Genomic DNA, 12,992 nt, shown 5'->3' with positions numbered 1-12,992 from the left:
CCCACCTTGGTGGGCGAGCGTGCGGTCTGCCACTTATCGGCCCGGCGTGTCGGCCGGGGACCGGTGCCATTACAGCTCTTGTGCGACTGTCGGAAATCTGTAACATCGACGCCATGTCAGACACGCACGTCGTCACCAACCAGACACCGACATTGCTGGACCACAATCCGGCCTCATCGCCGGCATTGATCGAGGCGCTGATCCGCGAGGGCGGGCAGTGGGGCGTCGACGAGGTCACCGAGCTCGGTGCGTTGGCGGGCAGCGCGAAAGCCATCCGGTGGGGTGAACTGGCCGATCGCAATCAGCCGGTGCTGCGCACCCACGACCGCTACGGCAACCGCATCGACGAAGTCGAATACGATCCCGCCTACCACGAGCTGATGACGGTGGCGATCGGGCACGGCTTGCATGCCGCGCCATGGGCTGATGACCGAGCCGGTGCGCATGTGGTGCGCGCGGCCAAGAACTCCGTCTGGAACGTCGAGCCCGGCCATGTCTGCCCGATCTCGATGACCTACGCCGTCGTGCCCGCGCTGCGCAGCAACGCCGAACTCGCGAAGGTCTACGAACCGCTGTTGACCAGCCGGACGTACGACCCCGAACTGAGCGTTCCGACCACGAAAGTCGGTATCACCGCGGGTATGTCGATGACGGAGAAGCAGGGTGGCTCCGATGTCAGGGCCGGTACCACCAGCGCACTCCCGAACGCTGACGGCTCCTATAGCCTGACCGGGCACAAATGGTTCACCTCGGCGCCGATGTCCGATATCTTCCTGGTCCTCGCGCAGGCGCCGGGCGGACTGTCCTGTTTCTTCCTGCCGCGCGTCCTGCCCGATGGCACCCGCAACCGGATGTTCCTGCAGCGCCTCAAAGACAAGCTCGGTAACCACGCCAACGCGTCCAGCGAGGTCGAATACGACGGGGCCACCGCCTGGCTGGTCGGCGAGGAGGGTCGCGGGGTGTCGACCATCATCGAGATGGTCAACCTGACCCGGCTGGATTGCACCCTGGGCAGCGCCACCAGCATGCGGTCGGGCCTGACTCGCGCCATTCACCATGCGCAGCACCGAAAAGCCTTCGGCGAGTATCTGATCGACCAGCCGCTGATGCGCAACGTGCTTGCCGACCTGGCGGTCGAGGCCGAAGCCGCAACGATGGTGGCGATGCGGATGGCCGGCGCCACCGATAAGGCGGTGCGTGGCGACGAGCGTGAGACCCTGCTGCGTCGCATCGGTCTGGCGGCGAGCAAGTACTGGGTGTGCAAACGCGCCACCCCGCACGCGGCGGAAGCCATGGAATGCCTCGGCGGCAACGGCTATGCCGAGGAATCCGGTATGCCACGGCTGTACCGGGAAGCCCCGCTGATGGGAATCTGGGAGGGATCGGGCAACGTCAGCGCGCTGGACACGTTGCGCGCCATGGCAACTCGGCCCGAGTGTATCGAGGTGTTCTTCGACGAGCTCGACGTCTCCACCGGGCAGGATGCCCGCCTGGACGCCCACGTGCTGCGGTTACAGACCGAGCTGGGCGATCTCGACAATATTCAGTACCGCGCTCGTAAGGTCGCCGAAGACATCTGCCTGGCCCTGCAGGGTTCGCTGCTGGTGCGCCACGGCCACCCAGCGGTGGCCGAAGCCTTCCTGGCCACCCGCCTCGGTGGGCAGTGGGGTGGTGCTTTCGGCACGCTGCCAACGGGATTGGACCTCGGTCCCATCCTGGAACGCGCAATGGTGAAAGGGTGACCAACGCGATCAGGGGAGTGGACTTCGACAATCTGAAGACGATGACCTACGAGGTCACCGACCGGGTTGCCCGCATCACGTTCAACCGCCCCGACAAAGGCAACGCGATCGTGGCCGATACACCGTTGGAACTGGCGGCCCTGGTGGAGCGGGCTGATCTGGATCCCGCGGTGCACGTCATCCTGGTATCGGGCCGCGGCGAAGGCTTTTGCTCCGGTTTCGATCTGTCCGCCTACGCCGACCGGACCGGTTCGGCAGGCGGTACCGGCCGCTACCAGGGCACGGTGCTCGACGGCAAAACCCAAGGCATCAATCACCGGCCCGATGCGCCGTGGGATCCGATGATCGACTATCAGATGATGAGCCGCTTCGTTCGCGGCTTTGCCAGTCTGATGCACGCCGACAAGCCGACCGTGGTGAAGATCCACGGGTACTGCGTCGCAGGTGGTACCGATATCGCTCTACATGCCGACCAGATGATCGTCGCGACGGACGCCATCATCGGCTACCCGCCCATGCGGGTGTGGGGTGTGCCCGCGGCCGGGCTGTGGGCACACCGGCTCGGTGATCAGCGCGCCAAACGTCTTCTGTTTACCGGTGATTGCCTCACCGGGGCGCAGGCCGCCGAATGGGGGTTGGCCGTCGAAGCGGCTGATCCCGCCGATCTCGACGAGCGCACCGAGCGCCTGGTCGCCCGGATCGCCGCGATGCCCGTCAATCAACTCATCATGGCCAAGCTGGCATTGAACACGGCGCTGTTCAACCAGGGCGTGGCCACCAGCCAGATGGTCAGTACGGTTTTCGACGGTGTCGCCCGGCACACACCGGAGGGCCACGCCTTCGTCGCTGATGCCGTCGAGCACGGTTTCCGTGAGGCGGTCCGGCACCGGGACGAACCGTTCGGCGACCATGGACGCCAGGCCTCCGGGGTGTAGGGATGACGGCCCACCCTTCGCTATCGAGGCTCACCGCCAGGTCGGTCGTCCTGTCGGTGTTGCTGGGTGCCCACCCCGCCTGGGCCAGTGCCGCTGAATTAGTCCGGCTGACAGCAGATTTCGATATCAGGGAGCCGACGCTACGGGTGGCGCTGACCAGGATGGTCGGTACCGGCGACCTGATCCGCTCGGCTGACGGCTACCGGTTGTCCGACCGGTTGCTGGCTAGGCAGCGCCGCCAGGACGAGGCGCTCGCACCCCGGTTGCGGCCCTGGGACGGCAGGTGGACGACCCTGGTGATCACCAGCGTCGGAATCGCGCCGCGGGGTCGTGCTGATCTACGTAAACTATTGCAGGACAGCCGGTTCGGAGAGTTACGTGAAGGGGTATGGCTGCGCCCGGATAACCTCGGGATCGAATTGGATACCGAGATCCGGCGCCGGGTCCGGGTGCTGCACAGCTACGACGGCGCATCGACGGAGCTGGCCGGTCAGCTCTGGGACCTGCCAGGGTGGGCCGATATCGCCCGCCGGCTCCTCGATGAGATGGCGGCGATGACGAAAGCCGTTGACATACCAGGTCGATTCATCGTCGCGGCGACGATCGTCCGGCATCTACAGGCCGACCCGATGCTGCCCGGCGAACTGTTGCCGGATGATTGGCCGGGGGACCGGCTGCGGGTGTCCTATAACGAATTCGCCGCCGAGCTGGCTGCCCGGCGGGATCACACCGAACTGATGGAGGCGACGTAGCTGATGAGTGGGGGAGTGCGCGTCGAGCGCAACGGCGCGGTGACCACGGTGATCATGGACCGTCCGCAGGCACGCAATGCGGTCAACGGCCCTGCGGCCGCGGAGTTGTACGCCGCCTTCGAAGAGTTTGACGCCGATGACTCGGCGGCCGTGGCGGTGTTGTGGGGCGATAACGGAACATTTTGTGCCGGAGCCGATCTGAAGGCCTTCGGCACGCCCGATGCCAACGCCGTGCACCGCAGCGGGCCCGGTCCGATGGGGCCGACGCGGATGACCCTGTCCAAGCCGGTGATCGCCGCGGTCAGTGGTTATGCGGTAGCGGGCGGTCTCGAGCTTGCGCTGTGGTGCGATCTGCGGGTCGTCGAGGACAGTGCGTTCTTCGGTGTGTTCTGCCGGCGTTGGGGCGTACCGCTCATTGACGGCGGCACCGTCCGGTTGCCCAGGTTGATCGGGCACAGCCGGGCGATGGATCTGGTCCTGACTGGTCGCAGCGTCGACGCGGCGGAGGCATTCGCCATCGGCCTGGCCAACCGCGTCGTGCCGACCGGGCTGGCGCGCCAGCGGGCCGAGGAGTTGGCCGCCGAGCTGGCGCTTCTGCCGCAACAGTGCCTGCGCGCGGATCGGCTTTCACTACTGGGTCAATGGGGGATGAGCGAAACAGCTGCCATGGATGTCGAATTCGGCAGCATGTCGCGGGTGGCCGCCGAGTCGCTGGCCGGTGCGAAACAATTCGCCGACGGGGCCGGCAGGCACGGCGGGCGGGCCTAAATTGGCCCGGCGTCAGCCCTTCTTGATGTTGTTGCCCGAGCCGAGGTTGTCGACCTTCGGATCGCCGTCTTTGTAGCTCACCGTGTTGTTCAAACCCACGACGGAGAGGTCTTTGTCGATTTTCTCCAGCGAGATCTTGTTGTCGGCGCCGCCGATGTTGACCGATGCGCAGGTGCCCTTGACCGTCAATGTGTTGTTCGAGCCGCCGACATTGAGCGATTTGCCGTCCGCACAGTCGATATCCGCGGTGGTGCCGAATGACCCGTAGTTGATCGTGTTCCCGACCTCGACCTGCGCGCCAGAGCTGCCCGCAGTCACCGTCGGGGAATTGGTGTCGTCGTTACCGCAGCCAGCCAAGCCGGCCACCACCACCGCGATAGCGCCGATGAGGGCGGCCGAACGGTACATACGCATGCGTTCTCGATTCTCGTGACAGGGAACTGGCAGAGGACGTGACGGTGGGTGCGGAGGTCTACTAGCAGCCACTACGCGGGGATGCGGTCGATCCGGTTGACCATGCCGAGCTCGCGGCCACGGTCGACGATGAAGGGGTCACCCGTTTTGTAGTACGCCGTCTGATCGAAACCATAGACAGTGATGTCGTTGACGACGTTATCGGCGATCACGGTGTTGCCCGAGCCTTGCATGGTCACCGCCCAGCAGCTGCCCACCGCGGTGATGGTGTTGTACGACCCATTGATGAGCAGCGTCGCGTTGTTGCAGTCGACGGTCTGGACCGAGCCGATCGAGGTGATGTGAGTGTCACCGTTCTTGGCGGCCGCAGCCGGCATGCCCGCAACCCCGGCGGCGACGACGGCAGCGGTAACGGTCGCTGCCACAGCCTGAGATGTCCGGTTCACGTGTTCGCCCTCCCGCGGTGTCGCCAGTTCTGTGGGCCTGAGCCTACGGCCCCGACTCTCGCTGTTGTGGTTGTTGGGCGAGGTCGCCCTCGTCCTACGGCCACGTCGGCGTTGTCGACTCAACTAGAGTTCGTCGCTGACCGTTAATCGGTTGTCAACGCGAAGGACGAAATCTGATGGCAGCACGGCTCGACCCGCCGCCAGGGGGCGCCAGGTCGCGTCCTGCGGGCCGGCCGCCTGCCAGGACCGCCAAGCTGAGCCGCGATGTCATCGTCAACGCGGCCCTGGCGTTCCTCGACCGTGAGGGTTGGGATGCGCTGACCATCAACGCACTGGCCAACCACCTCGGCACCAAGGGGCCGTCGCTCTACAACCATGTGCAGAGCCTTGACGACCTGCGTCGCACCGTCCGCATGCGGGTGATCGGCGACATCATCGAGATGCTGAATACCGTCGGCCAGGGCCGCACCCGCGATGATGCGGTGCTGGTGATGGCCGGCGCCTACCGCAGCTACGCCCACCACCATCCTGGTCGGTACTCCGCGTTCACCCGGATGCCCTTCGGCGGGGAAGATCCCGAATATTCGGCCGCCACCAAGGGGGCTGCGGGTCCGGTGATCTCGGTGCTGGCCTCCTACGGACTCGAGGGTGAGGACGCCTTCTATGCGGCGCTGGAGTTTTGGTCTGCGCTACACGGTTTTGTCCTGCTGGAGATGACCGGTGTCATGGATGAGGTGGACACTGACGTGGTCTTCTCTGACATGGTGTTGCGGTTGGCTGCCGGCATGGAGCATCGCCGCTAGCGTTGACCTGCGGTTACGTCAGAGCCCGCTCGCGAGGGCGAGGGCTGCGCGCAGGTTTTGTCGGGCTGCCCGGCCCTGGTATCGTGGTAGCTCGTGCCTAGCCGGGAGTTGGCGCACGCTTCTGTTTGACAGCTCTGTCTGGCAGTGAGCATGCGCGCGGGCCGGGCCAATTCGCATGCCAAGCATCGGGAATTGAATCAGATTTGATTCGGTGCGGGAGCGTGCGACACGCCCGGTCGCGGGGTACGCGGACCGCGCATAACTGCAGTACAGAAGACCTTTAAAGCTCCACAGAACTAGAAGCAACGTAGAAGCAACACAGAAAGCCGGTACATGCCAACCATCCAGCAGCTGGTCCGCAAGGGTCGCACCGACAAGGTCGCGAAGGTCAAGACCGCGGCCCTCAAGGGCAGCCCGCAGCGCCGCGGTGTGTGCACTCGCGTGTACACCACCACCCCGAAGAAGCCGAACTCGGCACTTCGCAAGGTGGCGCGCGTGAAGCTGACGACCGGCGTCGAAGTGACCGCCTACATCCCGGGCGAAGGTCACAACCTGCAGGAGCACTCGATGGTGCTGGTGCGCGGCGGTCGTGTGAAGGACCTCCCCGGTGTGCGTTACAAGATCATCCGCGGCTCGCTTGACACCCAGGGTGTCAAGGCCCGCAAGCAGGCCCGTAGCAAGTACGGCGCCAAGAAGGAGAAGAGCTAATGCCACGCAAGGGGCCCGCACCGAAGCGGCCGCTGGTCAACGACCCGGTCTACGGTTCGCAGCTGGTTACCCAGCTGGTGAACAAGGTGCTGCTTGATGGGAAGAAATCGCTGGCAGAACGCATTGTTTATGGTGCGCTCGAACAGGCTCGCGAGAAGACCGGTACCGATCCGGTCGTCACCCTCAAGCGTGCACTCGACAACGTCAAGCCCGCACTTGAGGTGCGCAGCCGCCGTGTCGGTGGCGCGACCTACCAGGTCCCCGTCGAGGTGCGTCCTGATCGGTCCACCACGCTGGCTCTGCGCTGGCTGATCAGCTTCTCGCGGCAGCGCCGTGAGAAGACCATGGTCGAGCGTCTCGCCAATGAACTTCTGGATGCCAGCAATGGCCTCGGTGCCGCAGTCAAGCGTCGCGAGGATGTCCACAAGATGGCAGAGGCAAACCGCGCCTTCGCGCACTACCGCTGGTGATTGTGAGCCGGCGGAGCACCGAATAGCGGGGCGCCGGCCGGGCGTAACGAGAACAGCAACCGAACTATCGAAAGAGTGGGAACACCGCCGTGGCACAGGACGTGCTGACCGACCTCACCAAGGTCCGCAACATCGGCATCATGGCGCACATCGATGCCGGCAAGACGACAACGACCGAGCGCATCCTCTACTACACCGGTATCAGCTACAAGATCGGTGAGGTGCACGACGGTGCCGCCACGATGGACTGGATGGAACAGGAGCAGGAGCGGGGTATCACCATCACCTCCGCTGCCACCACCTGCTTCTGGGACGGCAACCAGATCAACATCATCGACACCCCCGGGCACGTCGACTTCACCGTCGAGGTAGAGCGCTCGCTGCGCGTCCTTGATGGCGCCGTCGCCGTTTTCGACGGTAAAGAGGGTGTGGAGCCGCAGTCCGAGCAGGTTTGGCGCCAGGCGGACAAGTACGACGTGCCGCGCATCTGCTTCGTCAACAAGATGGACAAGATCGGTGCGGACTTCTACTTCACCGTGCGCACCATCGAGGAGCGCCTCGGCGCCCGTGCGCTGCCCATCCAGCTGCCCATCGGTTCCGAGGGTGGCTTCGAGGGCGTCATCGACCTGGTCGAGATGAACGCCAAGGTGTGGCGGGGCGAGACCAAGCTCGGCGAAACCTACGACACCATCGAGATTCCGGCCGACCTGCTTGAGCAGGCGCAGGAGTACCGCACCAAGCTGCTCGAGACGGTCGCCGAGACCGACGAGGCATTGCTGGAGAAGTACTTCGGTGGCGAAGACCTCACGGTCGCCGAGATCAAGGGCGCGATCCGCAAGCTGACCGTCAACTCCGAGATCTACCCGGTGCTGTGCGGCAGTGCGTTCAAGAACAAGGGCGTTCAGCCCATGCTCGACGCCGTGATCGACTACCTGCCGTCGCCGCTGGACGTGGAGTCCGTGACCGGGCACGTCCCGGGCAAGGAAGACCAGCTGGTCACCCGCAAGCCGTCGACGACGGAGCCGTTCTCGGCCCTGGCGTTCAAGGTTGCGACGCACCCGTTCTTCGGCAAGCTGACCTATGTCCGGGTGTACTCGGGCAAGGTCGACTCCGGCGCCCAGGTCATCAACGCGACCAAGGGTAAGAAGGAGCGTCTGGGCAAGCTGTTCCAGATGCACTCCAACAAGGAGAACCCGGTGGAGACGGCCGCGGCCGGCCACATCTACGCCGTGATCGGTCTGAAGGACACCACCACCGGTGACACCCTCAGCGATTCGCAGCAGCAGGTTGTCCTTGAGTCGATGACCTTCCCGGATCCGGTCATCGAGGTGGCCATCGAGCCCAAGACGAAGAGCGACCAGGAGAAGCTGTCCCTGGCCATTCAGAAGCTGGCCGAGGAAGACCCGACCTTCAAGGTTCACCAGGACTCCGAGACCGGTCAGACCGTCATCGGCGGTATGGGCGAGTTGCACCTCGACATCCTGGTCGACCGGATGCGTCGTGAATTCAAGGTCGAGGCCAACGTCGGCAAGCCGCAGGTGGCCTACAAAGAGACCATCAAGCGCGCGGTCGAAAAGGTCGAGTTCACCCACAAGAAGCAGACGGGTGGCTCCGGCCAGTTCGCCAAGGTTCTCGTCAGCATCGAGCCGTTCGTCGGCGAGGATGGCGCGACCTACGAGTTCGAGAACAAGGTCTCCGGCGGTCGTATCCCGCGCGAGTACATCCCGTCGGTGGATGCCGGTGCGCAGGACGCCATGCAGTACGGCGTGCTCGCCGGCTACCCGCTGGTGAACGTCAAGCTCATCCTGCTCGACGGCGCGTACCACGACGTTGACTCCTCGGAAATGGCCTTCAAGATCGCCGGCTCCCAGGTGCTGAAAAAGGCTGCCGCGCAAGCGCAGCCGACGATCCTGGAGCCCGTCATGGCCGTCGAGGTCACCACACCCGAGGACTACATGGGTGAAGTGATCGGCGACCTCAACTCCCGCCGTGGTCAGATTCAAGCCATGGAGGAGCGCAGTGGAGCCCGCGTCGTGCGGGCGACTGTGCCGCTATCGGAGATGTTCGGTTACGTCGGAGACCTACGGTCGAAGACTCAGGGCCGGGCGAACTACTCCATGGTGTTCGACTCCTACGCCGAAGTTCCGGCGAACGTGTCGAAGGAAATCATCGCGAAGGCCACCGGGGAATAGCCCCGGTTTCTTCCGACGACCACACAACTGAAAACATCAACACAACTGCTTAATCAAGCACCAACAAGTCCAGGAGGACACAGAAGTGGCGAAGGCGAAGTTCGAGCGGACGAAGCCGCACGTCAACATCGGGACCATCGGTCACGTTGACCACGGCAAAACCACGCTTACTGCAGCAATCACCAAGGTTCTGCACGATAAGTACCCGGCGTTGAACGAGTCGCGCGCATTCGACCAGATCGACAATGCGCCCGAGGAGCGTGCGCGTGGCATCACGATCAACATCTCGCATGTTGAGTACCAGACCGAGAAGCGTCACTATGCACACGTTGACGCCCCCGGCCACGCGGACTACATCAAGAACATGATCACCGGTGCCGCCCAGATGGACGGCGCAATCCTCGTGGTCGCCGCCACCGACGGCCCCATGCCCCAGACGCGTGAGCACGTGCTGCTCGCCCGCCAGGTCGGCGTGCCCTACATCCTGGTCGCGCTGAACAAGGCCGACATGGTCGACGACGAGGAGCTCATCGAGCTCGTCGAGCTGGAGGTCCGCGAACTGCTGGCCGCCCAGGACTTCGACGAGGACGCCCCGGTCATCAAGGTGTCTGCGCTGAAGGCTCTCGAAGGCGACCCGGAATGGGTCAAGGCCGTCGAGGATCTGATGGATGCCGTCGACGAGTCGATCCCGGATCCGATCCGCGAAACCGACAAGCCGTTCCTGATGCCCGTCGAGGACGTCTTCACCATCACCGGCCGTGGCACGGTTGTCACCGGTCGCGTCGAGCGTGGCGTCGTCAACGTGAACGAGGAAGTCGAGATCGTCGGCATCAAGCCGACCGTCACGAAGACCACGGTCACCGGTGTCGAGATGTTCCGCAAGCTGCTCGATCAGGGCCAGGCGGGCGACAACGTCGGCCTGCTGGTCCGTGGTGTCAAGCGTGAAGACGTCGAGCGTGGCCAGGTTGTGGTCAAGCCCGGCACCACCACGCCGCACACCGAGTTCGACGGCAGCGTCTACATCTTGAGCAAGGACGAAGGCGGCCGTCACACGCCGTTCTTCAACAACTACCGCCCGCAGTTCTACTTCCGTACGACGGACGTGACCGGCGTTGTGACCCTCCCCGAGGGCACTGAGATGGTGATGCCCGGTGACAACACCGACATCTCCGTCGTGCTGATCCAGCCCGTCGCCATGGACGAGGGCCTGCGGTTCGCGATCCGTGAAGGTGGCCGTACCGTCGGCGCCGGCCGGGTCACCAAGATCAACAAGTAGGTTCTGCTCGCGAGTAGGCGCAAAAGTCCCCCATTTCTTCGCGAAATGGGGGACTTTTGTGTCTGCTCGGCAGTTCAAGATTGGGATCGGTAACAGGGGGTCGGTGCGTTAACCTACCGGCATGTTGCTGCGCTATCTGAAGGCTCAGGCGATGGTGCTGCTGTGCGGCGGCCTGGTCGGACCGATCTTCCTGGTGGTGTACTTCGCGCTCGGCCAGTCGGCGCGCCCGTACATCCAGTGGATGTTCTATGTCGGTCTGCTGATCACGGCCGCCGATGTGCTGATCGCGTTGGCGCTCACCAGCTACGGGGTCAAGTCATCGGCGAAGTCCCAATTCCTGGAACAGCAGGGCGTGCTTGCGCTCGCCCAGGTGGTCGGCATCCACGAGACCGGCACCCGGATCAACGATCAGCCGCTGGTGAAGATCGACCTGCGCGTCGAGGGGCCGGGGATCGCCCCGTTCACCAGTCAGGACCGGGTGATCGCCTCGGTGACACGCCTCCCGCTGATCACCGGACGCAAACTGGTGGTACTGGTCGATCCCAGTAACAATTCCTATGAGATCGACTGGCAGCGAAGCGCTTTGGTCGGTGGCATGGTGCCGGCACAGTTCACCCTCGCCGAAGACAACCAGACCTATGACCTGTCCGGGCAGGCGGCGCCGCTGATGGAGATCATGCAGATCCTCAAGGCCAACAACGTGCCGATGAACGGCACCATCGATATCCGGTCGAACCCGGCAGTGCGCCAGCAGGTGATGGCGGTGGTGCGCCGTGCGGCGGCACATCAGGGGGCGGCCCCCTCGCAACCCGGCCCGGCCCAACCTGTGCCCTCGCCACCGCCGGTGCAGCCACCCCCGGCGTCGACGGCGCAGCGACTGCAGGAGCTGGAGACCTTGCGGGCCATGGGCACCATCTCCGATACCGAATACGCCACGAAGCGCCAGCAGATCATCTCCGAGCTCTAGCCGGGTTCAGGATCGTGCAGGATTCACCTAGGGAGAAGGCCGGGGGCGGCTGATGACCAGCACCGAGGAGCGCGTCGAATCGAGCGATAAGGTCAGTCTGCTGACCCTGACGGCGATGGTCGTCGGATCGATGATCGGCTCGGGTGTCTTCCTGCTGCCGCGGCGGTTCGGGGTCGAGACCGGAGTGCTCGGCGCGATCATCGCCTGGACCATTGCCGGCGCGGGAATGTTGATGCTGGCCTTCGTCTTTCAGCGACTGGCCACCCGCAAACCCGATCTCGATGCCGGCATTTTCGCCTACGCGAAGGCGGGGTTCGGCGACTATGTCGGATTCAACTCAGCCTGGGGTTTCTGGGCATCGGCGTGTGCGGGCAACACGTCGTACTGGGTGGTGATCATGACGACGGCGAGCGCGCTGTTCCCCGCACTCGGGGCCGGCGACACCGTCGTCGCGGTCATCGCCTCCTCCATCGGGGTCTGGCTGTTCTTCTTCCTGATCCTCAAGGGTGTCAAGGAAGCGGCGATCATCAACAAGATCGCCACCATCGCCAAGGTGATGCCGATCCTGGTCTTTATCGTGGTGGCCGTCATCGCGTTCAAGGGGCACTACTTCGCCGATAACTTCTGGGGCGGAAAGGATCGATCCTTCTCGGCGATCTTCGAACAGGCCAAGGGCACCATGTTGATCACGGTGTTCGTCTTCCTCGGCATCGAGGGCGCCAGCGTCTACTCCCGGTTCGCCCGCAAACGCGAGGATGTCGGCCGAGCCACCGTCATCGGATTCCTCAGTGTGCTCAGCGTTTTCGCGCTGGTGACGCTGGTCTCCTACGGCATCATGCCGCAGGGCGACCTGGCGCAGCTCGCTCAGCCCTCGATGGGCTCGGTACTGGAATCGATTGTCGGACACTGGGGCTCGATCTTCATCCGGGTCGGCGTCGTGCTCTCAGTGCTCGGCGCGTATCTGGCGTGGACCTTGATGGCGGCCGAGATTCTCTACATTCCGGCCAAAAGCGATGATATGCCGCGCTTCCTGGCCCGGGCCAACGCCAAGGGTGCGCCGGTGACAGCGTTGGTGCTGGCGGCCGGACTGGTCCAGCTGTTGCTCATCCTCATCCTCTTCACCTCGGACGCGCTGGATTTCATGCTCGACCTGACGGCCGCGTTGTCACTGATCCCGTACCTGCTCGCCGCGGGCTACATGCTGAAACTGACCGCCACCCGCGAGACCTACGGGAACGGCGCATCGGTGGCGGGCGATATGGCTGTCGCCGGACTGGCGACCTTCTACACGCTGTTCCTGATCTACGCCGCCGGCTTCGACAAGCTGTTGTTGTCCTGCGTCCTCTACGCGCCAGGGGCGTTGTTGTATTTCGTGGCCCGGAAGGAACGCAATCTGCGGGTGTTCCGTCCAGCGGAGGCAGTGCTCTTCGGCGTCATCGTCTGTGGCGCCATCGCCGGGGTGGTGTCCCTGGCCACCGGCGCGATCGCAATCTAGAAGCTGAGCTGGCAATCGAAAGGT

The 12,992-nt window shown here is 64.2% G+C and carries 13 protein-coding genes; 11 read left to right on the top strand and 2 right to left on the bottom strand.

What is annotated here, in order from left to right:
- The first annotated feature begins 113 nt into the window (after positions 1-113).
- From ADBZ9O_RS27805 to ADBZ9O_RS27790, 4 genes are read left to right on the top strand one after another with little or no spacing between them, the layout of a single operon-like run.
- Positions 114-1,742 (top strand): acyl-CoA dehydrogenase family protein, encoded by a 1,629-nt coding sequence (locus ADBZ9O_RS27805; protein WP_526526437.1) that lies wholly within the window; start codon positions 114-116, stop codon positions 1,740-1,742.
- Positions 1,739-2,677: an enoyl-CoA hydratase/isomerase family protein gene (locus ADBZ9O_RS27800; RefSeq protein WP_526526435.1), complete on the top strand. Its 939-nt coding sequence runs from the start codon at positions 1,739-1,741 to the stop codon at positions 2,675-2,677. Before ADBZ9O_RS27805 ends, ADBZ9O_RS27800 begins: the two co-directional genes overlap by 4 nt.
- A gap of 2 nt (positions 2,678-2,679) precedes the next feature.
- Positions 2,680-3,429: a PaaX family transcriptional regulator C-terminal domain-containing protein gene (locus tag ADBZ9O_RS27795; protein ID WP_526526434.1), complete on the top strand. Its 750-nt coding sequence runs from the start codon at positions 2,680-2,682 to the stop codon at positions 3,427-3,429.
- 3 nt (positions 3,430-3,432) lie between these two features.
- Positions 3,433-4,197, top strand: coding sequence for a crotonase/enoyl-CoA hydratase family protein (locus ADBZ9O_RS27790; protein WP_526526433.1), 765 nt, complete (start codon positions 3,433-3,435; stop codon positions 4,195-4,197).
- 12 nt (positions 4,198-4,209) lie between these two features.
- Here ADBZ9O_RS27790 and ADBZ9O_RS27785 read toward each other — a convergent pair whose 3' ends face one another.
- Complete coding sequence (locus ADBZ9O_RS27785) at positions 4,210-4,611, bottom strand: DUF3060 domain-containing protein (RefSeq protein ID WP_526526432.1); 402 nt, start codon at positions 4,609-4,611, stop codon at positions 4,210-4,212.
- A 71-nt stretch (positions 4,612-4,682) separates the two neighbouring features.
- Positions 4,683-4,988 (bottom strand): DUF3060 domain-containing protein, encoded by a 306-nt coding sequence (locus tag ADBZ9O_RS27780; protein ID WP_526533574.1) that lies wholly within the window; start codon positions 4,986-4,988, stop codon positions 4,683-4,685.
- 245 nt (positions 4,989-5,233) lie between these two features.
- On the opposite strand from ADBZ9O_RS27780, the gene ADBZ9O_RS27775 reads away from it, so the two are divergent.
- From ADBZ9O_RS27775 to ADBZ9O_RS27745, 7 genes are all read left to right on the top strand, one after another.
- Positions 5,234-5,860 (top strand): TetR/AcrR family transcriptional regulator, encoded by a 627-nt coding sequence (locus ADBZ9O_RS27775; RefSeq protein WP_526526431.1) that lies wholly within the window; start codon positions 5,234-5,236, stop codon positions 5,858-5,860.
- Positions 5,861-6,193: 333 nt separating this feature from the next.
- Positions 6,194-6,568 carry a 30S ribosomal protein S12 gene (rpsL, locus tag ADBZ9O_RS27770; protein ID WP_526526429.1) on the top strand — a complete coding sequence of 125 codons (375 nt, stop codon included), beginning with the start codon at positions 6,194-6,196 and terminating at the stop codon, positions 6,566-6,568.
- On the top strand, positions 6,568-7,038 hold the full coding sequence (gene rpsG, locus ADBZ9O_RS27765; RefSeq protein WP_526526428.1) for a 30S ribosomal protein S7: 471 nt from the start codon (positions 6,568-6,570) through the stop codon (positions 7,036-7,038). The genes rpsL and rpsG overlap by 1 nt, the downstream gene beginning before the upstream one ends.
- An 89-nt stretch (positions 7,039-7,127) precedes the next feature.
- Positions 7,128-9,230, top strand: coding sequence for an elongation factor G (fusA, locus tag ADBZ9O_RS27760; RefSeq protein ID WP_526526426.1), 2,103 nt, complete (start codon positions 7,128-7,130; stop codon positions 9,228-9,230).
- Between the two features lie 85 nt (positions 9,231-9,315).
- Complete coding sequence (gene tuf, locus ADBZ9O_RS27755) at positions 9,316-10,506, top strand: elongation factor Tu (protein ID WP_526526425.1); 1,191 nt, start codon at positions 9,316-9,318, stop codon at positions 10,504-10,506.
- Between the two features lie 121 nt (positions 10,507-10,627).
- Entirely contained in the window at positions 10,628-11,473 is an 846-nt protein-coding gene (locus tag ADBZ9O_RS27750; RefSeq protein ID WP_526526423.1) for an SHOCT domain-containing protein, read from the top strand.
- A gap of 52 nt (positions 11,474-11,525) precedes the next feature.
- A complete protein-coding gene (locus ADBZ9O_RS27745; RefSeq protein ID WP_526526421.1) occupies positions 11,526-12,968 on the top strand; it encodes a basic amino acid/polyamine antiporter in 1,443 nt (480 codons plus the stop codon).
- Positions 12,969-12,992 lie beyond the last annotated feature (24 nt).

It is taken from the genome of Mycobacterium sp. (assembly GCF_965229105.1).
In the GTDB taxonomy this organism is placed as follows: Bacteria; Actinomycetota; Actinomycetes; order Mycobacteriales; family Mycobacteriaceae; genus Mycobacterium.
Note: the sequence above shows the minus strand (reverse complement) of the source record. Positions and strands in the feature narration are given on the sequence as shown.

What these genes read in the sequence shown, in the direction of transcription:
- ADBZ9O_RS27785 (WP_526526432.1), bottom strand. Translation starts at nt 4,611, where the DNA reads ATGCGTATGTACCGTTCGGCCGCCCTCATCGGCGCTATCGCGGTGGTG.
- ADBZ9O_RS27780 (WP_526533574.1), bottom strand. Translation starts at nt 4,988, where the DNA reads ATGCCGGCTGCGGCCGCCAAGAACGGTGACACTCACATCACCTCGATC.
- ADBZ9O_RS27745 (WP_526526421.1), top strand. Translation starts at nt 11,526, where the DNA reads ATGACCAGCACCGAGGAGCGCGTCGAATCGAGCGATAAGGTCAGTCTG.
- ADBZ9O_RS27805 (WP_526526437.1), top strand. Translation starts at nt 114, where the DNA reads ATGTCAGACACGCACGTCGTCACCAACCAGACACCGACATTGCTGGAC.
- rpsG (WP_526526428.1), top strand. Translation starts at nt 6,568, where the DNA reads ATGCCACGCAAGGGGCCCGCACCGAAGCGGCCGCTGGTCAACGACCCG.
- rpsL (WP_526526429.1), top strand. Translation starts at nt 6,194, where the DNA reads ATGCCAACCATCCAGCAGCTGGTCCGCAAGGGTCGCACCGACAAGGTC.
- ADBZ9O_RS27795 (WP_526526434.1), top strand. Translation starts at nt 2,680, where the DNA reads ATGACGGCCCACCCTTCGCTATCGAGGCTCACCGCCAGGTCGGTCGTC.
- ADBZ9O_RS27790 (WP_526526433.1), top strand. Translation starts at nt 3,433, where the DNA reads ATGAGTGGGGGAGTGCGCGTCGAGCGCAACGGCGCGGTGACCACGGTG.
- ADBZ9O_RS27750 (WP_526526423.1), top strand. Translation starts at nt 10,628, where the DNA reads ATGTTGCTGCGCTATCTGAAGGCTCAGGCGATGGTGCTGCTGTGCGGC.
- ADBZ9O_RS27775 (WP_526526431.1), top strand. Translation starts at nt 5,234, where the DNA reads ATGGCAGCACGGCTCGACCCGCCGCCAGGGGGCGCCAGGTCGCGTCCT.